This window comes from Janthinobacterium goodfellowi (assembly GCF_051380695.1).
Lineage (GTDB): Bacteria > Pseudomonadota > Gammaproteobacteria > Burkholderiales > Burkholderiaceae_D > Janthinobacterium.
Window position 1 is genome coordinate 235,032 of sequence record NZ_JBNYXN010000001.1, and the last position, 25,456, is coordinate 260,487.

Sequence of the window (25,456 nt, forward strand, 5' to 3'; positions counted from 1 at the left end):
TATAGTGTGGGGTTGCGAGACATGCAAGAGTGCGGTGGCATTGCTGCAGCCGGCTTAAGCGGTTTACCGTACCGTGGCAGACGTACAACGCTTTGCCGCGTGCCTGGCATGCGTTAACATGGGAAGTTAACAGGGAGGCAAGATGGCTATTCAAATTATCAATACGGCACCGATGGCCGGCCAGCGGCCCGGCACCTCGGGCTTGCGCAAGAAGGTGGCGGTCTTCAGCGGCCCGCAATACCTGGAAAACTTCGTGCAAAGCGTGTTCGACACGCTCGGCGACTGCCGCGGCCAGACCCTGGTGCTGGGCGGCGACGGGCGTTACTACAACCGGGCAGCCATCCAGACGGTGCTGCGCATGGCGGCCGCGCACGGCTACGCGCGCGTGCTGCTGGGACAGGGCGGCATCCTGTCGACGCCGGCCGTCAGCTGCGTGATCCGCAAGCATGGCGCCAGCGGCGGCATCATCCTGTCGGCCAGCCATAATCCGGGCGGCCCCGATGGCGATTTCGGCATCAAGTACAACATCGCCAATGGCGGCCCGGCGCCCGAGAAGGTCACGGAAGCCATGTTTGCACGCACGCAAACGATCACCGAATACCGCATCAGCGACGCGGCCGACATCGACCTCGACGCCTTGGGCACTGTGCGCATCGAGCAGATGACGGTCGAAGTGATCGATCCCGTTCTCGACTACGCGGAACTGATGCAGCAGCTGTTCGACTTCGACGCCATCCGCGCCTTGTTCGCGGGCGGCCTGCGCATCTGCTTTGACGGCATGCACGCCGTTTCCGGCCCGTATGCGACGGCCATCCTGGAAGGCATGCTGGGGGCACCCAAGGGCAGCGTCATCAACGGCGTGCCGCTGGAAGACTTCGGCGGCGGCCACCCGGACCCGAATCCCGTCAACGCGCGGGAATTGATCGCCATCATGGCGTCCGATGATGCTCCCGATTTTGGCGCCGCCTCGGACGGCGACGGCGACCGCAACATGATCGTCGGCCGGCGCTTCGACGTCACGCCGTCGGACAGCCTGGCCATCCTGGCCGCCAACGCCAGCGTGGCGCCCGGCTACTGCGCCGGCTTGAAAGGCATCGCCCGCTCCATGCCCACCTCGGGCGCGGCCGACCGGGTCGCCAGCGCGCTGGGCATCCCCTGCCACGAGGCGCCGACGGGCTGGAAGTTCTTCGGCACCCTGCTCGACGCCGGCATGGCCACCCTGTGCGGCGAGGAAAGCTACGGCACGGGTTCGAACCACGTGCGCGAAAAGGATGGCCTGTGGGCCGTGCTGTTCTGGCTCAACCTGCTGGCGGAGAAAAAACAATCGGTGGAAGACATCGTGCGCGCGCATTGGGCCACCTATGGCCGCAACTACTATTCGCGCCACGACTATGAAGACATCGACGGCGCTTGCGCGGCGCAGCTGATGGACGCCGTGCGCGGCCGGCTGGCCGCCTTGCCGGGCCAGCAGTTCGATGGCTACACGGTGGCGCTGGCCGACGATTTCAGCTACACGGACCCCGTCGACGGTTCCGTGGCGACGCAGCAGGGCATCCGCATCATCATGACGGACGGCGCGCGCATCGTGCTGCGCCTGTCCGGCACGGGCACCGAGGGCGCCACCCTGCGTCTGTACCTGGAGCGCTACGAGGCCGATCCGTCACAACACGCCATCCCGACCCAGCAAGCGCTGGCGGGACTGATCGCCGTGGCCGAGCAAGTGGCGCAGATCCGCGCACGCACGGGGCGCGACGCGCCGACGGTGACGACGTAAAAAAAGGGCGCCCTCGGGCGCCCTTCTTCATTGCGGCTGATTAAACTGCCATCACGCTTTTGCCGGGATGGCCGCCTGGCGGTAGTTGTCCACCATCTTGTAGCGCTTCGCATACAGGCCGAAGGCCAGCATGGCGACGGCGGCAAAGGCGGCGAAGAAGAACATCTGGAAAGCCGTCACGCTGATGCCGCTCTCGGCGATCTTGCCGATCACGCCTTCGTTCATGACGCTGCGGTTGACGATCAGCACCCACAGGTTGCCCACCGTGGTCGACAGATTCCAGAAGCTCATGATGGCGCCCTTCATCGAGACGGGCGCCTGGCTGTAGGCAAACTCCAGGCCCGTGGCCGAAACCAGCACTTCGCCGAACGTCAGCAGGGCATACGGCAGGATCTGCCACATGATGGAGACGGCGTTGCCGCTGTCGAGGGCCAGCTGCAGCAAGCCGATGACGATCCAGGCCAGCGAGGAAAAGCCGATACCGGCCGTCATGCGGCGCAGGGCCGTCGCTTCCAGGCCGAAGCGGTTGAGCATCGGGTACAGCACCAGGTTGTTGAACGGGATCAGGAGCATCACCAGCATCGGGTTCAGCGCCTGCATCTGCGCCGGCAGGAACCAGCTTGGTTTTTCCATGGTGTTCGCCTGCACGATCCAGGTCGAGGCCTTCTGGTCGAACAGCGAGAAGAACGGCGTGACGAGGGCAAAGATGACGAGGATGCGCAGCACGGCGCGCACGCCTTCGACGGCTTCGTCCGGATGGATGCCGCGCGCGCGTTCCAGCTGCATGGCCGTGCCGATGCTGCCGAAGGCCAGCAGCAGGACCAGCGCGGTACACGCGGCAATCACGAAGCCCCATTCCGGGATGCTGTAGAACGCGTACAGCGCGCCGATCACGCCCACGTAGGCGACGTACAGGCCGGGACGCGAACCGCCGTCGACGCGGGCCAGCAGGGCCGTGCGGGCCACGCGGGTGAACGAGTCGGGATTTGGCGGCGCCGGCGGCACGTGCACGTATTTCTTGGCGCCCATCCAGAAGACGACGGTGGCGGCCAGCATCATCAGGCCGGGGATGCCGAAGGCGATCGACGGGCCGAAGTCGCGCAGGAACATCGGCATCAGCAGCGAGGCGAAGAAGGAGCCGAAGTTGATGATCCAGTAGAACAAGTCGAAGACCAGCTTGGCCTTGTGCTTGTTGGTCTGGTCGAACTGGTCGCCGACGAACGAGGCGACGAGCGGCTTGATGCCGCCGGAACCGAAGGCGATCAGGAACAGGCCGAAATAGAAGCCGTTGACGCTGTTTTCAAACAGGGCCAGGCAGGCGTGGCCCGCGCAATACACGAGGCTGAGCCAGAAGATGGTGTTGTACTTGCCGAAGAAGCGGTCGGCCAGCCAGCCGCCCAGCAGCGGGAAGAAATACACGCCGATGACGAAGGTGTGGAACACGTGCTTGGCTTCGCCCGTGCGCTGGTCGATCGGGATCATCAGCAGCAGGGTGCTGATGAGGAATGGCGTCAGGATGTTGCGCATGCCGTAAAAGCTGAAGCGTTCGCAGCCTTCGTTGGCGATGATGTACGGTATTTGCCGCGGCATTTTGCCCGTGGCGGTTTGTGTCTCGGCCGATGACATTGGCTCTCCCCCAAGTTTTTTTTGTAAGCCGCGATGCTAAGGCCTGCCGCGTTTGCTTGCAACAGAAAAAACGGCCTGTCCGCTATTTCGCAGGGATTTGTAAGGTATTGATTTTCATAAAGACATTACTTTCGGCACTTGCACTGACACTGGCACGAGCGGGGCGGGGCAGCAACAGCTGCAGTTGCAGCATGCCGTCCGGCGCGGGGCTGTTCGCCACGGTAAAGCCGCAGCCCAGGTACAGGGTCAATGCCGCGTGGTTGTCCTGCGCCACGGCCAGGCGCACGCGGCCCAGCTCGGGAATGGCGCAGGCATGGGCGATGGCAGCCTGCGCCAGTTGCCGTCCCGCGCCATGGCCGCGCGCCTGCGGCGCCACGTACACGCCCCACAGGCTGGCCTTGTCATGCACGACGGCGATCGGTTCGCGGCGCAGGCCGGCAATGCCGATCAATCGTTCCTTGTCGAAAGCGCCAAATATTATTTGGTGGGAAGTGGCGCGCAAGCGCTCGGCTATCTGTGCCAGCGGCAAGCCGCTTTCCGCCGCATGCGTCGTGCAGAAGGCGGCGGGCAGTTCGGCGATGCCGGCCAGGCGCAGCGCGCGGTAGGCGGCAACGTCGTCGGGCGTGAGGGGGCGGACGGTGGTGGCGGGCATTTGGGCGAGTATCGGGCTTCGATGCCAGAAAGTAAACCTTGCGTTGCGGTGGTTTCGATCATAAGATATATCTTATTGCGATATATCTTAAGGAATCATCATGTTCCATCTTCTGCGCGGAATGCACCCCGTGCGCGCGGCAGCCCATGGCCAGGGCGATGCGCCAGGCACGCCTGGCCATCCCGTTGCCCGCGGGCCGAAAATGTTTGACGCGGGCACCTTGCGCTATCTGGTGCTGCAATTAATCGCCGACAAGCCACGCCACGGCTACGACATCATCAAGGCCATCGAGCAGCGCGCCGGCGGCGCGTATGCCCCGAGTCCCGGCGCCATCTATCCGCTCATGCACGGCCTCGTGGGCCACGGCTATGTGGCCGTCAGCCTCGATGGCAACAAGAAGCTGCACAGCATCACGCCCGAGGGACGGGCTTTCCTGGCGGCGAACCGCGCCTATGTCGACGCGATTGCCGCCAGGGTCGAGGCGCCGGCCGGCGCGGACGACGACCTGCGCCACCTGATGCATGAACTGAAGGCGGCCGTGCTGGCGCGCGGACGCGCGGGCGATGCGGATGCCGTGCGCCTGGACGCCATCCGCGCCATCCTGCGCCAGGCCCGCAGCGCTGTCGAGGCGCTGGCATGACGGCCGCGCCTGTTCCCGTGCTGACGCCGGCGCGCGAGCGCGCGATGCTGTGGTTGCTTGCGCTGACGCAATTTACCGTCATCATGGATTTCATGGTGATGATGCCGCTGGCGCCCCAGCTGATGCAGGCGTTTCATATCGGCCCGGCCGCCGTTTCCGGCGCCGTTTCCGCCTACGCCTGGTGCGCGGGTCTGTCCGGCTTGCTGGCGGCCACGTATATCGACCGCTTCGACCGCAAGAAGCTGCTGCTGACCATGTTTTGCCTGTTCACCTTGTCGAACCTCGCTTGCGCGCTGGCGCCGAACTTCCATGTGCTGCTGTGGTCGCGCGCGTTTGCGGGGCTGACGGGCGGCGTGCTGGGCGCCATGGTCATGGCCATCATCGGCGACGTGATTCCTTCCGAACGGCGCGGCGCGGCCACCGGCATCGTCATGACCTCGTTTGCCATGGCGGCCGTGGGCGGCGTGCCCATCGGCGTAGTGCTGGCCGCGCACTTTGGCTGGGCCTCGCCGTTTTTCCTGCTGGTCGTGCTGTCGCTGCTGGTCTGGCTGGGCGCGGCGCGCGTGCTGCCCTCGCTGACGGCGCACATGGGGGCCGCTGCCACGCCGCTGCGCCAGGTGCTGCCGAACCTGCTGGCGCTGTTCCGCGAGCGGCGCCACCTGAAAGCGTTTTCCTTGTCGATTGTCAACATGACGGCCGGCATGCTGGTCATTCCTTTCATTTCGCCCGTGCTCGTGGGCAATATGGGGCTGGCGCCGGCCGACGTCACCTGGGTGTACCTGGCGGGCGGCTGCGCCACGATCTTCACGGCGCGCCTGATCGGCCGCTGGGCGGACCGGGCCGGCAAGCAGCAGGTGTACCGCTGGGTTTCCCTGCTATCGATTGCGCCGCTGCTGTTCATGACGCACTTGCCCCAGCTGCCGCTGCTGGGGCTGATGCTGGCGTTTCCCTTCTTTATGGCCTTGGTGTCGGGCCGCATGGTGCCGCTGCAGGCGCTGCTGACGACCATCCCGGAACCGCACAAGCGGGGCGCGTTTCTCAGCGCCAATTCGGCCCTGCAAAGCTTTGGCAGCGGCCTGGGCGCCTGGCTGGGCGGGCTGACCCTGCAGACGGACGCGGCCGGCCACATCAGCGGCTACGGCATCAATGGCTGGCTGGCGGCGGGCTTGTCGCTGTGGACGGTGTGGTGGGTGGCGCGCGTGCGCGGCGCCGCGCCGCAGGGGGCGCCGGCGTAGGGGATTACTGCGTGGCGATGCGCTGCATGGGCGCATTGTCCTTGCGCCATTGTTCCAGGCTGATCAGCTCACCGCTGACGACGTCGTCGACGAGGATGCGCTTGCCATCCTGGGAGACGACGAAACTCTCCCAGCGGTGCGCCGCGTCCGGCGTGTTTTCCACAAAGGTCAGGTCATAGTAGGGCTTGCCGTCGATGAGGCGCACGTCGGGCGACGTTTCCATCACGGCGCCATGGGCGCGGCCGCCCGAAGCCTTTTCGATATGCGCCGACCAGGCCTTGATTTCCGGCAAAGCCATCAGCGCATCGACGGCGCGCGCATTCTGTTCCTGCGCCGCCGGGCTGCTCGCGGCCGGGGCAGGATCGCCATGCGGCGCGGCCTGCTGGTGCAGGTAGAAAGCGCCGAGCCCGGCGGCCAGCAAGCCGGCCAGGATGCCGGCGATGATGGTGGTTTTGGAAGAAGAGGCGCGTGGCGGCATGATGGTGGCGTGAGAAAGAGGGACGATGGCGGCCATGCTAAAGCAAAACGTGCAGGCGGGCAATCGTTGAAATTTCTAAAAAGCAAGGCGAAAAAAAGCCACCTTCCGTAGAAGATGGCTCTTGGGGTTGCCGGGCAGGCGCAAGCAGCTTTTGGTCTGCCTGTCCTGTCCCGGCGAGGCATCCCCGCGCGCCGTCGCCTGCGCGCGGGGATGCCGGACATTACATCATGCCGTCCATGCCACCCATGCCGCCCATACCACCCATGCCGCCGCCCATGCCGCCGGCTGCCTTGTCGTCAGCGATTTCGCAGACCATGCAGTCGGTCGTCAGCATCAGCGAAGCGATCGAAGCGGCGTTTTGCAGCGCCGAACGGGTCACTTTGGCTGGGTCCAGGACGCCCATTTCCACCATGTCGCCATACGTGCCGTTGGCAGCGTTGTAGCCGTAGTTGCCCGTGCCAGCCAATACGGCTGCCACGACGACCGAAGCTTCTTCGCCAGCGTTTTGCACGATCATGCGCAGTGGCTCTTCCATTGCGCGCAGGACGATCTTGATACCAGCGTCTTGATCAGGATTGTCGCCCTTGACCGTGATGTTGGCGCGTGCGCGCAGCAGGGCTACGCCGCCGCCTGGCACGATGCCTTCTTCCACGGCAGCGCGCGTGGCGTGCAGTGCATCTTCAACGCGGGCTTTTTTCTCTTTCATTTCGACTTCGGTGGCTGCGCCAACCTTGATCACGGCAACGCCGCCAGCCAGTTTGGCGACGCGCTCTTGCAGTTTTTCACGGTCGTAGTCCGAGGTCGCTTCTTCGATCTGTACACGCACTTGTTTCACGCGTGCTTCGATCGAGGCAGCTTCGCCGGCGCCATCGATGACGATGGTGTTTTCCTTGCCCACTTCGATGCGTTTCGCCTGGCCCAGTTCGGCCAGGGTCACTTTTTCCAGGGTCAGGCCGACTTCTTCAGCGATCACCTGGCCGCCCGTCAGGACAGCGATGTCTTCCAGCATGGCTTTGCGGCGGTCGCCGAAGCCTGGTGCTTTCACTGCGCAGGTTTTCAGGATGCCGCGGATGTTGTTCACAACCAGGGTAGCCAGCGCTTCGCCTTCGATGTCTTCCGCAATGATCAGCAGTGGACGGCCAGCCTTGGCGACTTGTTCCAGTACCGGCAGCAGGTCACGGATGTTCGAGATTTTCTTGTCGCACAGCAGGACGAATGGGCTGTCCAGGACGGCAACTTGCTTCTCTGGGTTGTTGATGAAGTATGGCGACAGGTAGCCGCGGTCGAACTGCATGCCTTCAACGATGTCCAGCTCGTCGTTCAGCGACTTGCCGTCTTCCACCGTGATCACGCCTTCTTTGCCGACTTTTTCCATCGCTTCAGCGATACGCTCGCCGATCGAGTAGTCCGAGTTCGCCGAGATCGCGCCAACCTGGGCGATTTCCTTGGTCGTGGTGCAAGGACGGGCGATTTTCGCCAGTTCTTCGACGGTTGCTGCAACAGCTTTGTCGATACCGCGCTTCAGGTCCATCGGGTTCATGCCGGCGGCAACGAACTTCATGCCTTCGCGCACGATGGCTTGTGCCAGCACGGTCGCGGTGGTGGTGCCGTCGCCGGCGTTGTCGCTGGTGCGGGAAGCCACTTCCTTGACCATTTGCGCGCCCATGTTCATGAGCTTGTCTTTGAGTTCAACTTCTTTCGCTACCGACACGCCGTCCTTGGTGACGGTAGGGGCGCCGAACGAGCGCTCCAGCACGACGTTGCGGCCTTTCGGGCCCAAGGTGACTTTGACTGCGTTGGCGAGGATGTTGACGCCTTCGACCATCTTGGCGCGCGCTGCGTCGCCGAATACTACTTCTTTAGCTGCCATGTTCAATTCTCCTGAGTTTCGGGATGTATCTGTCTACAACGTGGAAACAATTACTTGACGACGATCGCCATGATGTCTTCTTCGCGCATGACCAGCAGCTCATCGCCGTCAACTTTGACGGTTTGGCCGGCGTACTTGCCGAACAGGACGCGGTCGCCCACTTTGACATCCAGAGGACGGACTTTGCCGTCGTCGAGAATCTTGCCATTGCCTACGGCAAGGACTTCGCCTTGATCCGGTTTTTCAGCAGCTGCATCAGGAATGATGAGGCCGGACGCAGTCTTGGTTTCCTGGTCGAGGCGTTTGACGATGACGCGATCGTTCAATGGGCGCAGATTCATACAAAACTCCTTAAAGTTCAATGGATAGGTGTTGCTAAATGAATACATGCCTGGCACAGCGCCAGGCGTGCTTTCAGTGACCGCCGTTGAAAGCAGCCCGCAACGGTCAAGCAAACCCCATGGCATCGTGTGCATGCCGGCGCTGGGCAGTGGTGGCATCGCGGCGTCGCCCGCCGCGTAGCGTTCCCTGCTGTTGCCCGGCAGACACCATCATGTCCTGAGGATTGCTACGAAAGAGTTTGTTAGCACTCTCTACTAACGAGTGCTAATTATAGGGACGGTAGGGGGCTTATTCAAGGGCTTATTCTCCGGGAAGATAAGCTTAGACGTTCTGCGCAGCCTGCATTTACGCAGGGTTTGCGCAAACGCAAGCCTCGTTCCCGGGCGTCAGCAACAGGCGCGACTCTAGCATGCCCGTCAGGCGAGCGGCGTTCCTGTACGCACGAGAAACAGGGTTTTGCTATGGACTTTGATAAGATGATTGCAATTGCATATCAATATTTCCCCTGTACCAGAAAGCACACCATGCCATCGACTCTTTCCCGTCCCGCCCTGCGCCTGCTCGGTGCCGCCCTCGTCGGCCTCGCCTGCCTGGGCAATGCCGCCGCGCAAACGCCCACCATTCTCGACGAGATCACCGTGGCCACCCTGACGCCGCTGGAAAAGGAAATGCTGCTCAACGAGCTGTTCAACGACCTGAACAAGGATGACGATGACCAGGAAGCCCATGTGTGGGACAACGGCGGCGACCGTGGCGTGCGGGTGAAGGTCACATATAACTTCAGCAACTCCGGCATGACGGAACACAGCCTGAAGGCGCACATCTGCCGCGACCTGAAATTCGTCGTCACGGCGGGCGACAAGTCGCAAGACCTGAGCCGCCGTACGTGCTCGCAGAACAGCGGCCGTTGGGATGTGCAGGGCAAGGACCCGGCGCCCGTCGTGTATCCGCCCTTCCTGTCCGACGTGACCATCGCCAGGCTCAATGCGAAGGAACAGATATCCTTGCTGACGGCCGCCGTGCGCACCCTGAAAGATGAAGAAGATGGCAAGACCCGTGAATGGAGCAACAAGGGGCTGGGCAATGCCGTGCCCTTGCGCGTCACTTTGACGCCCTCGCGGACGGACGCCAAACCTGGCAGCTACCGCCGTACTTGCCGCGACTTGACGATGGTGCTTGACGGCAAGAGCGGCAAGCAGGAATTGACGCGCCGCTCGTGCGAAAACCGCTATGGCGGTCTCGATATCGAACCCGATTACGTCGACGAGTAAAACGCTGCCATCGCGGCGCCGGCGGATGCGTGCAGATGGCGAAACGCGCCGGAAAAAGCGTGTATTTCACGGCAACTGACCTGCATTGATGTAAATATGTGTGACAGCGGCGTGATTCGATTGACGCCCATGGAGCGTCCGCCCTATAGTGGCGGGATGATTTCCGAATTCAACGAATTATCCGACAAAATAGGCCTGCTGGCCGAAATGACCCATGCGCTGCGTCGTGAAAACGCGCAACTGCGCAAGGACAATGCCGCGCTGGCCGCCGAGAACGCCCTGTATGTGCAGCGCATGCGCGAGGCGCAGGAGCGGGTCGAGGCGTTGCTGGAAAAAATTCCCGAACTGGTGCAAGCCGGCCTGGAGCAAGCCGCTTCGGAGGCAGGCGCCTATCTTGCCGAGAACGAGAAGGAAGCGTAATGCCGCGTGTCGATGTCAATATCATGGGCCAGTCCTACAGCATGGTCTGCCGCGACGGCGAAGAGCGCGCGCTGCGCGAAGCGGCGATCTATCTCGATAGCAAAATGAAAGCCATCCGCGACGCGGGCAAGGTCAAGGGCAACGACCGCATCGCCGTGCTGGCCGCGCTGGGCGTGGCCGCGGAATTCCTTTCCGTGAAGTCGCCGCAAGGTCCGCTGTCGGAGCTGACGATCCTGGAAGTGAAGCAAAAGATCTCGGCCATGCACACGGTATTGGATAGCGCATTGACGCCCCAGGAAAACCTTTTTTAAGCGGACACGGTACGATTTGTCTTTGCGATGCGCGATCAAAGGAGTAAACTTGGGTCTACCCTGCGGTGTTCGCGATTGCCATATATTCCTTGAACCATTTATGCGCATCGGTTGCGAATTTTGTTTGATGGGAGTGAGCGTCGCTCGTTCGACGAACCCGAAATTGAACTAACGTGACCACCTTGAACCGTTTGGTTCGGGATGCCGGCATAGCGGCACAGGCGGGGCCCAATTTGCATTACCACCGAAAACGGTTGCCGCATCCTGCGCAACCGTTTTTTTACGTCTGGCGCTTTCACACGGAGTCTGCATGAAACAATACTGGCTGATGAAATCCGAACCCGATGAAGTGAGCATCGACGACCTGATGGCCGCACCCGGGCACACCATGCCCTGGTTCGGCGTGCGCAACTACCAGGCGCGCAACTTCATGCGCGACGGCATGCAGGCCGGCGACGGCGTGCTGTTCTATCACTCGAGCTGCCCGCAGCCGGGCGTGGCGGGCGTGGCCGAAGTGGCCAGCGGCGCGTATCCCGATCACAGCCAGTTTGAAGAGGGCGGCAAGTATTTCGATGCCAAGGCCACTTTGGCCCAGCCGCGCTGGATCAGCGTCGACGTGCGGGGCCTGAAGAAGACGGCGCTGTTGCCCCTGTCCGAGATGCGCCAGATGCCGGAACTGGAAGACATGCTGCTGCTCAAGAAGGGCAGCCGGCTGTCGATCACGCCCGTGACGCCGGCGCAATGGAAGGTCATTATCGGCAAGTTGAAGGCCTAGTCCTCGACCCGGTTGCGGCCATTCTGCTTGGCCCGGTACAGGGCCTGGTCGGCGGCGGCCAGCAATTGTTCCGGCGTCCGTCCCGCGCCATTCAGGGCCAGGCCGATGCTGGCCGTCACCAGGCCGCCGCGCGACGGCGCGTGGACGATGGCGGCCGCGGCGATCGCTTCCTGCATCTTGTGCGCCACCGCCAGCGCGCCGTCGCCATCGGTGGCGGGCAGGATGGCGGCAAATTCCTCGCCGCCGAAGCGGGCCGCCAGGTCGCTGGCGCGCGGCAGCGCGGAATGCAGGGCCGCCGCGACCTGCACCAGGCAGGCGTCGCCATACGGGTGGCCGAAGCTATCGTTGAGGCTTTTGAAGAAATCGATATCGATGATCAGCAGCGCCAGCGGCTCATGGTTGCGCGCTGCCCGCTGCCACTCCAGCTGCAGGGTCTGGTCAAAGCAGCGCCGGTTGGCGATGCCCGTCAAACCATCCGTCAGCGACAGCTTTTCCAGCTTGTCATGCGCCGCGCGCAGGGCCAGCTCGCTTTGCATGTAGCGGCTTTGCAGGGTGGCCGAGCGCAGCGCGTGGACCAGCAGCGCGACGAACAGCGACGCCGCCGCCAGGTAGAAATGCGTGCGCATGACGGCAAAGCCCAGGCCCAGCAGGGCGGCCGTAAAGAAGATGGGACTGAAATTGTCGATCAGCAGGGTCAGCTTTTGCGGGGGAGGCTGCGTCTGCGGGCTTTCCGTCCCGGACTGCGCCGCCGGGATGCGCGCGGGGAGCATCGCCAGCAGCACCAGCAGCACCAGCAGCAGGAACGGCAGGTTTGGCAGCACTTCGCTCCAGGCTTGCGTCACGCCATGCAAGGTCAGATAGTTATACGTGGCCGCGCAGCCCGCATAGCACCATAAAAATACCGTCAGCAGCAGGTAAAAGCGGCCTTGCCCGCCATCGCGGCGGTGCGCCAGCAGGCGCAGCGAGGCGCAGCAGGCCAGGGCCAGGTTTTCCACGTTGTAGGTCAGCACCAGCAGGCTGGCGGGAATCGGCGCGATGGAGCGCTGGTCGAAGGGCGACACCGAAAAGATGGCCGTATAGGCAAGGTAGGCCGCCAGCAGCACTTGCACGGCGTCGAGCCATTGCAGGGTGCGCGGGGGATGCTCGTGCGTCACGGACGACATGGCCAGCAGCAGGGGCGCGCCATACATGAAATAGGCGAAATCGGAAAAATACGTGGTGTCGGAGGCCACTTGCCCACTCAGGTCTTGCCAGGCCGATAATGTCATGCCCGTGCTCCAGAACAGCATGGCCACGGCGAACAGAGCCCAGCCTGTCCTGACGGCGCCTGCCGCGCTGACGTAGGCGCAGCGGCAACAGGCGGCCAGCGCCAGCAGGGGCGAGGCGATGTTGAATGCATAGCTCACCCAGGGCGCGCGCGTGCCGGCCCAGGCCGTCAAGGCCAGTTGTGCCAGCAGATAGCCGGCGGCCAGCGCGGTCCAGCATGTCAGTTTTCGCCCGGCAGGCGGCATGGCAAGGCACTCCCCGGTGGCGTCGTGGCGTGCCGCCAGTATGGCTGCACGTCAAAACGATGATACCCAGATGTCAACAGCAAGTCTATTCCACAAGGAAACTTTGTTGCTTTAAGGGAAGTGTTGCGAGGGAGGGATGGCGCGCCTGCCTGGCGCGCCATCGGGGGAACAGCGGTGCTTACGTGTTGGCCGGGCGCGCCTTGGTGGGCGGCGTGCCCATCACCTGGCTTTTATACGCCCATACCAGCAGCGCGATGGCGCCGACGATCATCGGCAGGGACAGCATCTGGCCCGAGGTGATCGGCACGCCCAGCCACACGACTTCCCAGTCCGGCGTGCGGAAGTATTCCGTGAAGAAGCGCGCGCAGCCGTACAACAGGGTAAACATGGCGCCCACGGCCATGCGCGGACGCTGCTTGCGCGCATATAGCCACAGGATGATGAACACCAAAATGCCGTCGACCAGCATCTGGTAGATCGGCGACGGGTGCACGGGATACGGAATGCCCGGCCACTGCATGGCCCACGGCAAGGTTTCCGGCGCGATGCGGCCCGGCAGTTCGGCGTTGATGAAGTTGCCCAGGCGGCCGGCCGCGTAGCCGAGCGGCACCAGCGGCGCGATGAAGTCGAGCACGTCGAACAGGTTGCGGCCCGCCTTGCGGCTCCACAAGTACATGGCCAGGATGACGCCGAGGAAGCCACCATGGAAGGACATGCCGCCATGCCAGACCATGAAGATCTCGAGCGGATTGTGCAGGAAGTATTCGGGACGGTAGAACAGCACTTCACCCAGGCGCCCGCCGATCACCACGCCCAGCATGCCGTAGAACAGCATGTCGTCGAGGTCTTCCTTCTTCCAGCCCAGCACGGCGATGTGCGGCTGCTTGATGCGCACTCTGCCCAGGATAATGAACAGGGCGAAAGCCAGCACATACATCAGGCCGTACCAGTGCACGGCGAGCGGGCCGATCTGGATGGCTATCGGGTCGGGCATCGGGTGTATCAGCATGGGAACTCTTTCTTTGTTTAAAGCCAAGGTTGCGTAGTATGGGGGCGCTGGCGGTTTTTTGCCTTAGCGGCCACTTAATTTAATCGGCGGCAGCGCTGATCTGCTTGCGCAACAGCGCCAGGAAACCTTGCAGCACGGCGGACGGATTGTCGCGGCGCCAGGCCAGGCCCGTTTCCACCAGTGGCGTGGCGTCCTGCAGCGGCCTGTATTCTACGCCCGGGCGCATCAGATTCGATACCGATTGTGGCACAAGCGCGATGCCCATGCCAGCCGAGACGAGGCTGACGATGGTTTGCATCTGGATCGCTTCCTGGCCGATCATGGGCGTCACGCCGGCCGCGCGGAACACGCCCAGGATCGCGTCGTGCAGGGCGGGCGAGATCGCGCGCGGAAAAATAATCAGGGGCAGGGGCGGCAGGTCGCACAGGCGCACAGGGCCCGGCGTGTTCAGGATATCGAGGCCCGACGGCGCGGCCAGCACCAGCGGCTCGGCCAGCACGGGCAGGTAATCGAGCGCCCCTTTTGCCTTGTCGGGCAGGGGCGGGATCAACAGGCCCGCATCCGTGCGCCCGGCCAGCAATTCGTCGAGCTGCAGGTCGGAGGTGGCTTCCTGCAACTGGATCTGCACCTGCGGATAGGCAGTTTGATACGCGCGCAGCAGGGGCGGCAGCACGCTGTAGTCGGCCGAGGAGACAAACGCCAGGCTCAGACGCCCCGCCTCGCCCTGCGCGGCGCGCCGCACCAAGGCGGGCAAATCGAGCGCCTGCGCCAGCAGCCGGCGCGCCTCGGGCAGCAGGGCGTTGCCGGCCGGCGTCAGCTGCACTTCGCGGCGCGTGCGCACGAACAGCGGTGCGCCCAGCAGTTCTTCCAGGGCCATGATGGTTTGCGACAGGGGCGGCTGCGTCATGTGCAGGCGCGCGGCGGCGCGGCCGAAGTGCAATTCCTCGGCGACGGCGACGAAATAGCGCAGCTGGCGCAGTTCAAGATTCATATGCGTTTCCATGTGGAATAAGTGCTGTGATATGTAAAACGACTCACAGACACGTGCATCATATATTTGACAGTGGGGCGCGCGCAAGGCAATCTGGCGTACCCCCACTGCATGCAGGGTTTTGCTGAAAATCCGCGCAGTCAGGCACCAACACTTTTGGAAGGTCCATCATGCCGCAATACCGCTCCCGCACCACCACCCACGGCCGCAACATGGCTGGCGCCCGCGCCCTGTGGCGCGCCACCGGCATGAAGGACGGCGACTTCGACAAGCCGATCATCGCTGTCGTCAACTCGTTCACCCAGTTCGTGCCCGGTCACGTGCACCTGAAAGACCTGGGGCAGATGGTGGCGCGCGAGATCGAGGCGGCCGGCGGCGTGGCCAAGGAATTCAACACCATCGCCGTCGATGACGGCATCGCCATGGGCCACGGCGGCATGCTGTATTCGCTGCCTTCGCGCGACCTGATCGCCGATTCCGTCGAATACATGGTCAACGCCCACTGCGCCGACGCCATGGTGTGCATCTCGAACTGCGACAAGATCACGCCGGGCATGCTGATGGCCGCCATGCGCATCAATATCCCCGTCGTGTTTATTTCCGGCGGGCCGATGGAAGCGGGCAAGGTCGTCAAGGTGGTCAACGGCACGCAAAAGATCATCAAGCTGGACCTGGTCGACGCCATGATCAAGGCGGGCGACAGCACCGTCTCCGATGCCGACGTGGCCGAGATCGAACGCTCGGCCTGCCCCACCTGCGGTTCGTGTTCCGGCATGTTTACGGCCAACTCGATGAACTGCCTGACGGAAGCGCTGGGCCTGGCCCTGCCCGGCAACGGGACGATTTTGGCCACGCACTCGGACCGCCAGCAGCTGTTCCTGCGCGCGGGCCGCCTGATCGTGGAACTGGCCAAGCGCCACTACGAGCAGGACGATTATTCGGTGCTGCCACGCTCGATCGCCACCAAGGCCGCGTTTGAAAACGCCATGGCGCTCGACGTCTCCATGGGCGGCTCGACCAATACCGTGCTGCACCTGCTGGCCGCCGCGCACGAGGCGGAAGTGGAATTCACCATGGCCGACATCGACCGCATCTCGCGCAAGGTGCCTTGCCTGTGCAAGGTGGCGCCGATGACGGACAAATACCATATCGAAGACGTGCACCGCGCGGGCGGCATCGTGGGCATCCTGGGCGAACTGGCGCGCGCCGGCCTGCTCAACACGACTTTGCCGACGATCCACGCGCCGACCCTGGCCGACGCCATCGCGCAAAACGACATCAAGTGCACGGACGATCCGGCCGTGCACGAACTGTTCCGCGCCGCGCCGGGCGGCGTGCCGACACAGACGGCGTTTTCGCAGTCCGAGCGCTTCGCCGCCGTCGACACGGACCGCAGCACGGGCTGCATCCGCGACAAGGCCCACGCCTACTCGCAGGATGGCGGCCTGGCCGTCTTGTACGGCAACCTGGCCGAAAAGGGTTGCATCGTCAAGACGGCGGGCGTCGATGAAAGCATCTTGAAATTCTCGGGCAAGGCGCGCGTGTTCGAAAGCCAGGACGCGGCCGTCGCTGCCATCCTGGAAGACACCGTGCATGAAGGCGACGTCGTCATCATCCGCTACGAAGGCCCGAAAGGCGGCCCCGGCATGCAGGAAATGCTGTACCCGACCTCGTACATCAAGTCGAAGGGCCTGGGCAAGGCGTGCGCGCTGTTCACGGACGGGCGCTTCTCGGGCGGCTCCTCGGGTCTGGTGATCGGCCACGCCTCGCCGGAAGCGGCCGAAGGGGGTGCCATTGGCCTGGTGGAAGAGGGTGATTTCATCGACATCGACATCCCCGAGCGCACCATCAACCTGCGCATCACGGATGCCGAGCTGGCCGCGCGCCGCGCCGCCATGGAAGCGAAGGGCGACGCGGCCTGGCTGCCCGTCAACCGCGAGCGCTACGTGTCGCAGGCGCTGCAGGCGTATGCCGCGCTGACGACGTCGGCCGACCGGGGCGCCGTGCGGGATCTGTCGCAGCTGAAAAAACGCTGATCTGTTGCGCCGGTGCGACGGCCGGCCCCGTTTGACGATGCGGGGCCGCCTGTCGTTACATCGCCTTACAAACAACATGGTCATGCGCGCGCAGATGGGGCAGAATAGGTAGGCCTTCTGACGACATTGCGTTACTACATTGAAACGCTTGATCTGGGCTCGTGGTGCATCTGCGGAAACACAGTAAAATGCCGCAGGAAGTAACTTTGGAGAAAAGACAATGAAACGTTTTATGTTGGTGAGTGTATTGGCCGTATCGGCTCTGGCATCGCAAGCAGCGTTGGCCAATCCGGACCTGGCGAAAGCAAAGAACTGCATGGCTTGCCACGCGGTGAGCACGAAACTGGTGGGCCCTGCGTTCAAGGACGTGGCTGCCAAGTACGCCGGTCAGAAAGACGCGGAAGCCAAGCTCGTGGCGAAGGTCATGAAGGGCGGTTCCGGCACCTGGGGCGCGATCCCGATGCCAGCCAACCCGCAAGTGAGCGAGGCGGAAGCCCACACCCTGGTTAAATGGGTACTGGCACAGAAATAATCTGTGCCGCAGTACCTGCAATTAGCGCGCCGGCAATCCCGGCGCGTTTTTTTTGCCCGCTGTCTTCAAGTTCCCCATGCCCGCCAAGGTCGCCCGCACGGCTTCGTCGAGCGGCGTATGCGGCTCCTGGCCCAGCACGGCCAGCAGTCGCGCATTGTCCATGGATAGAGGCGTTTGCCACAGATAGCGCATCTCGCGCATTTCGCGCAAGGTCGCCACGAACGGCGACGCCAGCGCCACCAGCCACCACGGAAAACGCCGGAGGGCGGGCGCGGCTCCTGTCGCCTGTTCCACCACGCGGGCGATCGCCCCCGTCATTTGCCGGCCGTCGTGGTCCCAGTGGCCGGCCATGTGAAAGCGCGCAAACGCGGGCAAGGTGGCGCGTACGGCCAGCAATTGCACCATCGTGCGCGCCACGTCGGGCAGGTAGGACCACTGGTGGCCCACGCCGGGCGCGCCAGGATACAGTATGCTGCGCACGCTCTGGCCCGGTTTCACCAGCCCCTGCGAAAACCAGTTATTACCGGCGCGGGGACCGAAGAAGTCGCCCGCGCGTACGATCAGCACGCGCGCGCCTTGCGTGGCGGCCCGTTCCAGCCGTGCTTCCAGTTCCACGCGGATGGCGCCCTTGCGCGTCAGCGGGCGCTGCGGCGCGTCTTCCGCAAGGAAGTTTCCCGATGCGGGAAATGCGTCGGGCCCAAAGTTATACACGGTGCCGGGCAGCACGATGGTGGCGCCTTCGGCCATCGCCGCGGCAATCGTGTTGTCGAGCATGGGCAGCACCAGCTGGCCCCAGTTCCGGTAGCCGGGCGGGTTGACGGCGTGCACGATGACGGCGCAGCCTTTGGCGGCCGCCAGCACGTCCGCGCGCGACAGCGCGTCGCCACGCAGCCATTCAATGCGGTCGCCGCACGCCGGCTGTGTTTCTCCCCGCTTCAGGGCGCGTACCTGCCAGCCCGCCGCCAGCAGCTGGCGCACCATCTCGCCGCCGATGCCGCCCGTGGCGCCCAGTACCAATACTGTTTTCGTGTTCTCCATCATGACCTCCGTGTGGTTGATGGTGCCAGTATCTGCCGCGCAAGGCTAATTGGGAATTGACGAACATCGAGTACAAGCTATACATTTATGTATGACCAAGTTGACACCATGAACCCATCCATTGCTTGGGAATACTACCGTTCGCTGCTGGCCGTGCTGAAGCACGGCTCGCTCTCCGGCGCCGCACGCGCGCTGGGGATCACGCAGCCCACCGTCGGCCGGCATATCGCCGCCCTGGAGCAGGCGCTGGGTGCGACGCTGTTTACGCGTTCGCAGCTGGGCTTGCTGCCCACGGAAGTGGCCCTGGCGCTGCAGCCCCATGCGGAAACGATGGAGCACACGGCGGCCCTGATGGAACGCGCCGCCAGCAGCCAGGGGCAGGGCGTGGCCGGCGTCGTGCGCATCGCGGCCAGCGAAGTGGTGGGCGTGGAAGTGCTGCCGCCCATCCTGGCCCGCCTGCGCGCGCGCCATCCGGGCTTGACCATTGAATTAGTATTAAGCAACAAGGTGCAGGATTTGCTGCGCCGCGAGGCGGACATCGCCGTGCGCATGCTGCGTCCGCGCCAGGAACAGCTGGTGGCGCGCAAGGTGGGCGAGATCGAACTGGGCCTGCATGCGCACGCCGATTACCTGGCGCGCCATGGCACGCCGGCGGGATTGCTTGAGCTGGCGCAACACGCCGTCATCGGCTACGACGAGGCGAGTCCCTTCGTGCGCAACGCGGGCGCGGCCTTTCAGGGATTTACGCGGGAAAACTTTGCCTGGCGCAGCGACAGCGACCTGGCGCAACTGGCATTGATACGGGCGGGCGCCGGCATCGGCGTGTGCCAGGCGAGGCTGGCGGCGCGCGATCCGGCCCTGCGGCGCGTGCTGCCGCAAGCGTTTTCGCTGCCGATGGAAACCTGGGTCACCATGCATGAAGACTTGCGCGGCAGCCTGCGCTGCCGCGCCACCTTCGACGCGCTGGCCGAAGGATTACTGGCTTACGTGGCCGGACAGCAAGAACCGTAGCGAGCGGACGTGAGTTGTGGCTGAGAAGCGGAGCTGTGCGAATGCACAGTGAGCATCGCAGGCCGCAAATCGCGCCGCGCAGTAGGTTCTATTATTTGACCACTTCCATCTTGGTTTTCTTGCCATCTCGATAGGTGAACAAGGTCAGCGCGCCATCCTTGATGTCGCCGTTGGCATCGAACGAGATCGGCCCCGTCACGCCCTGGTAGTGCACCTTGGCCAGATACGGCAGGTAGACGGACGGTTTCGACGATTTCGCATCCTGCATGGCGGTGGCCATGGTCATTACGGCATCGTAGACGTATGGCGCGTACAGCTGCACTTCCATATTGTATTTCTGCTTGTAGCGGGCGCGGAAATCGTCCATGCCTTTTTGCTGCGCGCCCGTCACGCCGCCCGCTTCCGCGCAGGTGACCATGTCTTCGCCCACGGCGTCGCCCGCCAGCTTGCCCAGCGGTTCCGTGCACAGGCCGTCGCCGCCCATGAACTTGGCCTTGATGCCCAGCGCCTTCATCTGGCGCAGCATGGGGCCGCCCACGGAATCCATGCCGCCGAAGAAGATCAGGTCGGGATTTTTCGACTTGATGCTGGTCAAAATGGCATTGAAGTCCGTCGCGTTGGCATTGGTAAACTCCTTGCCGACGATTTGCACGCCGGGTGCCGCCTTCTTGGCGCCCTTGACGAACTGTTCCGCCACGCCCTGGCCGTAGGCCGTGCGGTCGTCGATGACGGCGATTTTCTTCGCCTGCAGCTTGCCCACGGCATACGCGCCCAGGGTGCCCCCCAGCTTGTTGTCATTGGCGACGACGCGGAAGGCCGTGTTGAATTTTTGCTGGGTGTACGTCGGGTTGGTGGCGGCCGGCGAAATCTGCGGGATGCCGGCATTGAAGTAAATGCGCGAGGCGGGAATCGTCGTGCCCGAATTCAGGTGGCCGACGACGCCGTTGACCTTGGCGTCGACGAGTTTTTGCGCCACGGCCGTGCCCTGCTTGGGATCGGCCGCGTCATCTTCGGGCACCAGCACGAATTTCACGACTTTGCCGTCGATCTTGAAGCCTTTGGCGTTCAAATCCTCGATCGCCATCTTGGCCGCGTTCTCGTTATCCTTGCCCAGGTGGGAGCTGGCGCCAGAGACCGGGGCGACGTGGCCGATCTTGATGATTTCCTGCGCGCCCGCATGGCCGGCAAAGGCAAGGGCGAGGGCGAGAGGAAGGACTTTGGTCTTGAGCAGCATAAACATTCTCCAATGGATAAAGATACGGCGGCGTCTCGTGAAAAACCGCTTCGACAGGCGGTGCGTGTGAAGAAAGGTACAACAAAAAACAGGCGGCGCAAAGCCGCATTTCGGGCTTTTTACATTTTGTCGCAACAATCACCAAAGTGAGGCGCGATGCACCGATTTCGCAGGCGCGAGCGCACCAAAGAATGGCGTTGGAGGAAAGAATAGGGTAGGTCGGGCAGGTCGGGGCAGGTCGGGTTAGCGCGCAGCGCGTAACCCGACATTGCGCAGCATGCTCCTAACCCAGCGGCAATTCGCTGTGAGGGGTAAAAGTGGCTTGATTACTGTGCTGGCGGATGCAAATGCCCCAGCTCATGGCTCACCGCATGTGCGACGATCTGTTCCAGCGATTGCTGCAAGTCTTCGCGCAGGGCGCCGCGCATGCCGATCAGGGCGTTTTGCAGGGCCGTCTGCAGCACGTGGGCGATGCGCTCTTCCAGCAAATGGTCGATCTTGCCCTGCACCTGATGCAGGATGCGCTGCGTGAGCCGCTGTTCGATGGCGTCCCAGTCGGGCTGCGTCACCGCTGGCGGCAACGCCGGCGTTTCCTCGACAACTGGCGCTGCCGCAACTGGCGCCGCCTCCGGCACTTCCGGCCCCAGCAGCACCTCCGTCAGCAGGGGGATGCCCTGGTCGAATGGCGGCTGGTTCATGCTTTACCCGCCACGAAATGCGTCGGCTGCACGTCCTGCTGGCGGTAGTGCAGGAAGCGCTGGCGGCCCGCCTGCGCATCTTGCTCATCCATGGAAACGATCTCGAAGACGCGCTGGAACTGCGCGTAATTGGCGGGCGGCAGCTGCGACAGGTTGACGAGGACGTCATGGTGTGGCAGCTCGGCCGCTGCGTCATCGGTCAGGATGATGGGCGTTTGCGCCGCCAGCGGGTCGCCGGCCAGCACGTGCGGCAGGAAATCCGTGGCGGAAATGGTCCACATGGCGCTGTTCAAGGCGTCGAGCTGGGCGCTGTCAGCCGCCAGCACGACCACCTTGTTGCCGGCCATATACGCCTTGCGTGCCAGACGGCAGGCGTAGGCCAGCTTGTCCGGCACGTTGCTGTGAAAATCGACGCGACTCATGGCGGTCAAGCGGCCATGCCGCTGTGGCGCAGCAGGGCGTCGATCGACGGTTCGCGGCCGCGGAAGGCCGTGAACGATTCCAGCGCAGGGCGCGAGCCGCCGACGGACAGGATTTCCTGCAGATAACGCTTGCCCGCCGCCGTGGTGGCGGCCGGTCCCAGCGCCCTGGCTTCTTCAAACGCCGCATAGGCGTCGGCGGACAGCACCTCGGCCCATTTGTAGCTGTAGTAGCCGGCCGCATAGCCGCCGGCAAAGATATGCCCGAAGGCATTCTGGAAGCGGTTGAAGGCGGGCGGGATGATCAGCGCGAACTTGGCGCGCACGCCGTCGATCAGCTGCTGCACGGTCTGGCCCGTGCCGGCATCGTAGTCATAGTGCAGATGCATGTCGAGCAAGGAAAATTCCACCTGGCGCAGGGTTTGCAGGCCGGACTGGAAATTCTTGGCCGCCAACATCTTGTCGTACAGCGCGCGCGGCAGCGGCTCGCCCGTGACGGCATGCGCCGTCATGTGTTCGAGCACTTCCCATTCCCAGCAGAAGTTTTCCATGAATTGCGACGGCAGTTCGACGGCATCCCATTCGACGCCGGCGATGCCCGACACGCCCAGCTCGTCGACGACGGTGAGCATATGGTGCAGGCCGTGGCCGAATTCGTGGAACAGGGTGATGACTTCATCGTGGGTGAACAGGGCAGGCTGTGCCTTGCCGTCGACCACGGCCGGTTCCGTGAAATTGCAGGTCAGGTAGGCGATCGGCGTTTGCACGTGTTGCGCGTCGGCGCGGCGGCCGCGCGCGTCGTCCATCCAGGCGCCGCCGCTCTTGCCGGCGCGCGCATACAGGTCCAGGTAGAACTGGCCGACCAGCTGGCCGTCGCGCTCGATGCGGTAAAAACGCACGTCCGGGTGCCAGACGGGCGCCGTATCGGGCTTGATCTCGACCGCGAACAGGTTCTGGATCTGGCGGAACAGGCCGTCGATCACCTTGTGTTCAGGGAAATATTGTTTGACTTCCTGGGCCGAGAACGCGTAGCGGCGCTCCTGCAGCTTTTCGGAAGCGTACGGCACGTCCCACGCCTGCAGCTCGTCCAGGCCCAGTTCTTCCTTGGCGAATTGTTTCAGTTCTGCCAGGTCCTTCTCGGCGAACGGACGCGCGCGCTTGGCCAGGTCTTCCAGGAAGGCGATGACTTGCGCGGGCGAGGTGGCCATCTTCGACACCAGCGACACTTCGGCGAAATTGGCGTAGCCGAGCAGTTTTGCCTCTTCGTTGCGCAGTCGCAACAGGGTGACGATGTTCTGCGTGTTATCCCACTCGTCCTTCTTGCTGAAGACGTCGCCCTGGTCCGATGCCTTGGTGGCATTGGCGCGGTAGATGGTTTCGCGCAGCGCACGATTGTCGGCAAACTGCAGGATCGGGTAGTAGGATGGGAAGTGCAGCGAGAATTCATAGCCTTGCTTGCCGGCCTTGTCGGCGGCGGCGCGCGCGGCGGCCTTCACGTCGTCTGGCAGGCCGGCGAGCTCGGCTTCGTTCTCGACCAGCAACTTGTAGTCATTGGTGGCGTCGAGCACGTTTTCGGAAAAACGCGTCGAGACGGCCGCGTGTTCTTCCTGGATGGCGCCGAAGCGCTCTTTCTTGTCATCGGGCAACTCGGCGCCGCCCAGGCGGAAGTCGCGCACGGCATTGTCGACGATGCGTCGGCGCGCCGGCGACAGGCTGGCGAATGCGGGGCTGGCCTGCAATTGCTTGTATTTGCCGAAGAGGATTTCGTTCTGGCCCAGCTCGGTCCAGAATTCCGTCACCTTGGGCTGGTTGGCGTTGTAGGCGGCGCGAAGTTCCGGCGTATCGACCACGCTATTCAAATGGTTGACGATGCTCCAGGCGCGGCCCAGGGTTTCGGCGATCTGGTCCTGGGGCGCGACGAAGTTGTCCCAGCTCACTTCTTCCATGGGCGCTTCCAGCCGCGCCACCGTGGCGCGCGCCTCGGCCAAGAGGGTGTCGATGGCAGGCGTGACATGCTCGTGCGTGATCGCATCGAAGCGTGGCAGGCCGGAAAAATCAAGCAGGGGGTTGGTGTTCATCGTCGGTTCGTCCATTCTGTCTTCATATATGGAGCGCCTGAAAAATGTTCAAGGCCAGGCAACGCCGCCATGAGCATTGTCTCAGGTGCTGCTCTTAAATGCGCTCTGCGGCCTCGACGGTATTCATCAGCAACATCGTGATGGTCATCGGACCTACGCCACCCGGTACCGGGGTGATGTGCGACGCGACGTCTTTCACTCCAGCAAAATCCACGTCGCCGCACAGCTTGCCGTCATCGTCGCGGTTCATGCCCACGTCGATGACGATGGCGCCCGGCTTGACCATGTCGGCCGTCAAGGTGTTGCGGCGGCCGACGGCGGCCACGACCACGTCCGCCTGGCGCGTGTACAGGCCCAGATCCGGGGTCGCACTATGGCAGATGGTGACGGTGGCATTCGCTTGCAAGAGCAGCAGGGCCATCGGCTTGCCGACGGTATTGCTGCGGCCGATGACGACGGCGTGCTTGCCGCGCAAGTCGACGCCCGTGCTTTCGATCAGTTTCATGCAGCCGTACGGCGTGCAAGGGCGGAAGCCGGGCAGGCCCGTCATCAGTTCGCCGGCGCTCAGGACGGAATAGCCGTCCACGTCTTTCGTCGTGGCGATCGCTTCGATGACCTTGTGCGGGTTGATGTGCTTGGGCAAGGGCATTTGCACGAGGATGCCGTGGATGGCGGGATCGGCGTTCAGGCTGGCGATGCGTGCCAGCAAGTCCGCTTCGGACAGGTCCGCTTCATATTTTTCCAGCACCGAGTGGAAACCCACGTCGCCGCACGCCTTGACCTTGTTGCGGACATATACCTGGCTGGCCGGGTCTTCGCCGACGAGGATCACGGCCAGGCCGGGCTGGGTGCCCTTGGCGGTGAGGGCGGCGGCGCGCGCGGCGATCTCGCTGCGCAGTTTTTGGGAGAGGGCGATTCCGTCGATCAGTTGTGCTGGCATGGTAGGGAGGCTGTGTGGGAAGGAAAAGACAGATTATAAAGCCGGGCGGCGCAAAGGGGCGGTTTTGGCTATGCAAAGGCGTAGCGGCAGCGGGCCGGAGACGCGGGCCTGAGAAAACGCCGATGGCGGCGTTGCAGCTCCTTGCCGTACTGGCGTACTGTCTGCGTCGCCGCGCCTTGCCCTCGACGTTTTTCAGGCCCGCTTGGCCCGGCATAAAAGCGGGCCGGAAACGCGGGCCTGAGAAAATGCCGATGGCGGCGTTGCAGCTCCTTGCCGTACTGGCGTACTGTCTGCGTCGCCGCGCCTTGCCCTCGACATTTTTCAGGCCCGCTTGGCCCGGTATGCCCGTGCGGACGCCTGGGGTGTTCATTCCTTTTGCCACTCTGCTCACCCTAATTTCCGGACAGAATTTGCGGCAGTGCAGCATAAATTTCATAGGGTGATTTCATGATATGAAATGCTATATCGTAATTTGAAAAATACTAAATACGCTGTTAGAATCCCCACACTAAACCGACTTAATAGTAAATAATCAGCGAAATACCGTCCGACAGCGATCCGGAAA

The 25,456-nt window shown here is 63.3% G+C and carries 24 protein-coding genes and 1 other RNA gene; 11 read left to right on the forward strand and 14 right to left on the reverse strand.

Annotated features, from left to right (window positions below):
* Positions 1 to 142: 142 nt before the first annotated feature.
* Positions 143 to 1,774, forward strand: coding sequence for an alpha-D-glucose phosphate-specific phosphoglucomutase (locus tag ACQ4WQ_RS01045; protein ID WP_436494101.1), 1,632 nt, complete (start codon positions 143 to 145; stop codon positions 1,772 to 1,774).
* A 51-nt stretch (positions 1,775 to 1,825) separates the two neighbouring features.
* Here the strand turns inward: ACQ4WQ_RS01045 and ACQ4WQ_RS01050 are convergent, their stop codons facing one another.
* The gene (locus ACQ4WQ_RS01050) at positions 1,826 to 3,400 is read right to left on the reverse strand and encodes a POT-type proton-dependent oligopeptide transporter (protein ID WP_436494103.1); all 1,575 of its coding nucleotides are present in this window, start codon (positions 3,398 to 3,400) and stop codon (positions 1,826 to 1,828) included.
* Positions 3,401 to 3,482: 82 nt separating this feature from the next.
* Complete coding sequence (locus tag ACQ4WQ_RS01055) at positions 3,483 to 4,052, reverse strand: GNAT family N-acetyltransferase (protein WP_436494105.1); 570 nt, start codon at positions 4,050 to 4,052, stop codon at positions 3,483 to 3,485.
* Between the two features lie 100 nt (positions 4,053 to 4,152).
* On the opposite strand from ACQ4WQ_RS01055, the gene ACQ4WQ_RS01060 reads away from it, so the two are divergent.
* Entirely contained in the window at positions 4,153 to 4,692 is a 540-nt protein-coding gene (locus ACQ4WQ_RS01060) for a PadR family transcriptional regulator (protein WP_326459586.1), read from the forward strand.
* Complete coding sequence (locus tag ACQ4WQ_RS01065) at positions 4,689 to 5,927, forward strand: MFS transporter (protein ID WP_436494108.1); 1,239 nt, start codon at positions 4,689 to 4,691, stop codon at positions 5,925 to 5,927. Before ACQ4WQ_RS01060 ends, ACQ4WQ_RS01065 begins: the two co-directional genes overlap by 4 nt.
* A 4-nt stretch (positions 5,928 to 5,931) precedes the next feature.
* Here ACQ4WQ_RS01065 and ACQ4WQ_RS01070 read toward each other — a convergent pair whose 3' ends face one another.
* The 3 genes from ACQ4WQ_RS01070 to groES form a co-directional block, all read right to left on the reverse strand.
* Positions 5,932 to 6,441 carry a hypothetical protein gene (locus tag ACQ4WQ_RS01070; RefSeq protein ID WP_436494110.1) on the reverse strand — a complete coding sequence of 170 codons (510 nt, stop codon included), beginning with the start codon at positions 6,439 to 6,441 and terminating at the stop codon, positions 5,932 to 5,934.
* Positions 6,442 to 6,625: 184 nt separating this feature from the next.
* A complete protein-coding gene (gene groL, locus ACQ4WQ_RS01075; RefSeq protein ID WP_128142111.1) occupies positions 6,626 to 8,275 on the reverse strand; it encodes a chaperonin GroEL in 1,650 nt (549 codons plus the stop codon).
* 50 nt (positions 8,276 to 8,325) lie between these two features.
* A complete protein-coding gene (groES, locus tag ACQ4WQ_RS01080) occupies positions 8,326 to 8,616 on the reverse strand; it encodes a co-chaperone GroES (protein ID WP_010400979.1) in 291 nt (96 codons plus the stop codon).
* 525 nt (positions 8,617 to 9,141) lie between these two features.
* Here groES and ACQ4WQ_RS01085 point away from each other — a divergent pair.
* The 5 genes from ACQ4WQ_RS01085 to ACQ4WQ_RS01105 all read left to right on the forward strand — a co-directional run bounded on the left by ACQ4WQ_RS01085 (position 9,142) and on the right by ACQ4WQ_RS01105 (position 11,394).
* Complete coding sequence (locus tag ACQ4WQ_RS01085) at positions 9,142 to 9,888, forward strand: hypothetical protein (protein ID WP_436494112.1); 747 nt, start codon at positions 9,142 to 9,144, stop codon at positions 9,886 to 9,888.
* A 156-nt stretch (positions 9,889 to 10,044) separates the two neighbouring features.
* Positions 10,045 to 10,308 (forward strand): DUF904 domain-containing protein, encoded by a 264-nt coding sequence (locus ACQ4WQ_RS01090; RefSeq protein WP_070289202.1) that lies wholly within the window; start codon positions 10,045 to 10,047, stop codon positions 10,306 to 10,308.
* The gene (locus ACQ4WQ_RS01095) at positions 10,308 to 10,619 is read left to right on the forward strand and encodes a cell division protein ZapA (protein WP_034747344.1); all 312 of its coding nucleotides are present in this window, start codon (positions 10,308 to 10,310) and stop codon (positions 10,617 to 10,619) included. Before ACQ4WQ_RS01090 ends, ACQ4WQ_RS01095 begins: the two co-directional genes overlap by 1 nt.
* Positions 10,620 to 10,673: 54 nt before the next feature.
* Positions 10,674 to 10,851: non-coding RNA, 6S RNA (ssrS, locus tag ACQ4WQ_RS01100), on the forward strand.
* 78 nt (positions 10,852 to 10,929) lie between these two features.
* Positions 10,930 to 11,394: an EVE domain-containing protein gene (locus ACQ4WQ_RS01105; RefSeq protein WP_436494114.1), complete on the forward strand. Its 465-nt coding sequence runs from the start codon at positions 10,930 to 10,932 to the stop codon at positions 11,392 to 11,394.
* Here the strand turns inward: ACQ4WQ_RS01105 and ACQ4WQ_RS01110 are convergent.
* The 3 genes from ACQ4WQ_RS01110 to ACQ4WQ_RS01120 all read right to left on the reverse strand — a co-directional run bounded on the left by ACQ4WQ_RS01110 (position 11,391) and on the right by ACQ4WQ_RS01120 (position 14,905).
* Positions 11,391 to 12,905, reverse strand: coding sequence for a GGDEF domain-containing protein (locus tag ACQ4WQ_RS01110; RefSeq protein ID WP_436494116.1), 1,515 nt, complete (start codon positions 12,903 to 12,905; stop codon positions 11,391 to 11,393). The genes ACQ4WQ_RS01105 and ACQ4WQ_RS01110 overlap by 4 nt on opposite strands.
* Positions 12,906 to 13,083: 178 nt before the next feature.
* Positions 13,084 to 13,914, reverse strand: coding sequence for a prolipoprotein diacylglyceryl transferase (gene lgt, locus ACQ4WQ_RS01115; protein WP_436494118.1), 831 nt, complete (start codon positions 13,912 to 13,914; stop codon positions 13,084 to 13,086).
* Between the two features lie 79 nt (positions 13,915 to 13,993).
* The gene (locus ACQ4WQ_RS01120; RefSeq protein WP_436494120.1) at positions 13,994 to 14,905 is read right to left on the reverse strand and encodes a LysR family transcriptional regulator; all 912 of its coding nucleotides are present in this window, start codon (positions 14,903 to 14,905) and stop codon (positions 13,994 to 13,996) included.
* Between the two features lie 170 nt (positions 14,906 to 15,075).
* Here ACQ4WQ_RS01120 and ilvD point away from each other — a divergent pair, with 170 nt between their 5' ends.
* Both ilvD and ACQ4WQ_RS01130 read left to right on the forward strand, forming a co-directional pair.
* Complete coding sequence (gene ilvD, locus ACQ4WQ_RS01125; RefSeq protein ID WP_436494122.1) at positions 15,076 to 16,941, forward strand: dihydroxy-acid dehydratase; 1,866 nt, start codon at positions 15,076 to 15,078, stop codon at positions 16,939 to 16,941.
* 220 nt (positions 16,942 to 17,161) lie between these two features.
* Positions 17,162 to 17,473, forward strand: coding sequence for a c-type cytochrome (locus ACQ4WQ_RS01130; RefSeq protein WP_436494124.1), 312 nt, complete (start codon positions 17,162 to 17,164; stop codon positions 17,471 to 17,473).
* A gap of 21 nt (positions 17,474 to 17,494) precedes the next feature.
* Here ACQ4WQ_RS01130 and ACQ4WQ_RS01135 read toward each other — a convergent pair whose 3' ends face one another.
* Positions 17,495 to 18,511, reverse strand: coding sequence for an NAD-dependent epimerase/dehydratase family protein (locus ACQ4WQ_RS01135; RefSeq protein WP_436495934.1), 1,017 nt, complete (start codon positions 18,509 to 18,511; stop codon positions 17,495 to 17,497).
* 108 nt (positions 18,512 to 18,619) lie between these two features.
* Between ACQ4WQ_RS01135 and ACQ4WQ_RS01140 the strand changes: the two genes are divergently transcribed.
* Positions 18,620 to 19,522 (forward strand): LysR family transcriptional regulator, encoded by a 903-nt coding sequence (locus ACQ4WQ_RS01140; protein ID WP_436494126.1) that lies wholly within the window; start codon positions 18,620 to 18,622, stop codon positions 19,520 to 19,522.
* Between the two features lie 91 nt (positions 19,523 to 19,613).
* Here the strand turns inward: ACQ4WQ_RS01140 and ACQ4WQ_RS01145 are convergent, their stop codons facing one another.
* From ACQ4WQ_RS01145 to folD, 5 genes are all read right to left on the reverse strand, one after another.
* Positions 19,614 to 20,756, reverse strand: a complete 1,143-nt coding sequence (locus tag ACQ4WQ_RS01145; RefSeq protein WP_436494128.1) for a branched-chain amino acid ABC transporter substrate-binding protein — start codon at positions 20,754 to 20,756, stop codon at positions 19,614 to 19,616.
* Between the two features lie 326 nt (positions 20,757 to 21,082).
* Positions 21,083 to 21,454, reverse strand: coding sequence for a DUF2486 family protein (locus ACQ4WQ_RS01150; RefSeq protein WP_436494130.1), 372 nt, complete (start codon positions 21,452 to 21,454; stop codon positions 21,083 to 21,085).
* Entirely contained in the window at positions 21,451 to 21,876 is a 426-nt protein-coding gene (locus ACQ4WQ_RS01155) for a DNA polymerase III subunit chi (protein WP_326456440.1), read from the reverse strand. The genes ACQ4WQ_RS01150 and ACQ4WQ_RS01155 overlap by 4 nt, the downstream gene beginning before the upstream one ends.
* Before the next feature lie 5 nt (positions 21,877 to 21,881).
* Positions 21,882 to 23,951, reverse strand: coding sequence for a M3 family metallopeptidase (locus tag ACQ4WQ_RS01160; protein WP_436494132.1), 2,070 nt, complete (start codon positions 23,949 to 23,951; stop codon positions 21,882 to 21,884).
* Positions 23,952 to 24,045: 94 nt separating this feature from the next.
* Positions 24,046 to 24,891, reverse strand: coding sequence for a bifunctional methylenetetrahydrofolate dehydrogenase/methenyltetrahydrofolate cyclohydrolase FolD (folD, locus tag ACQ4WQ_RS01165; protein WP_436494134.1), 846 nt, complete (start codon positions 24,889 to 24,891; stop codon positions 24,046 to 24,048).
* Between the last annotated feature and the right edge of the window lie 565 nt (positions 24,892 to 25,456).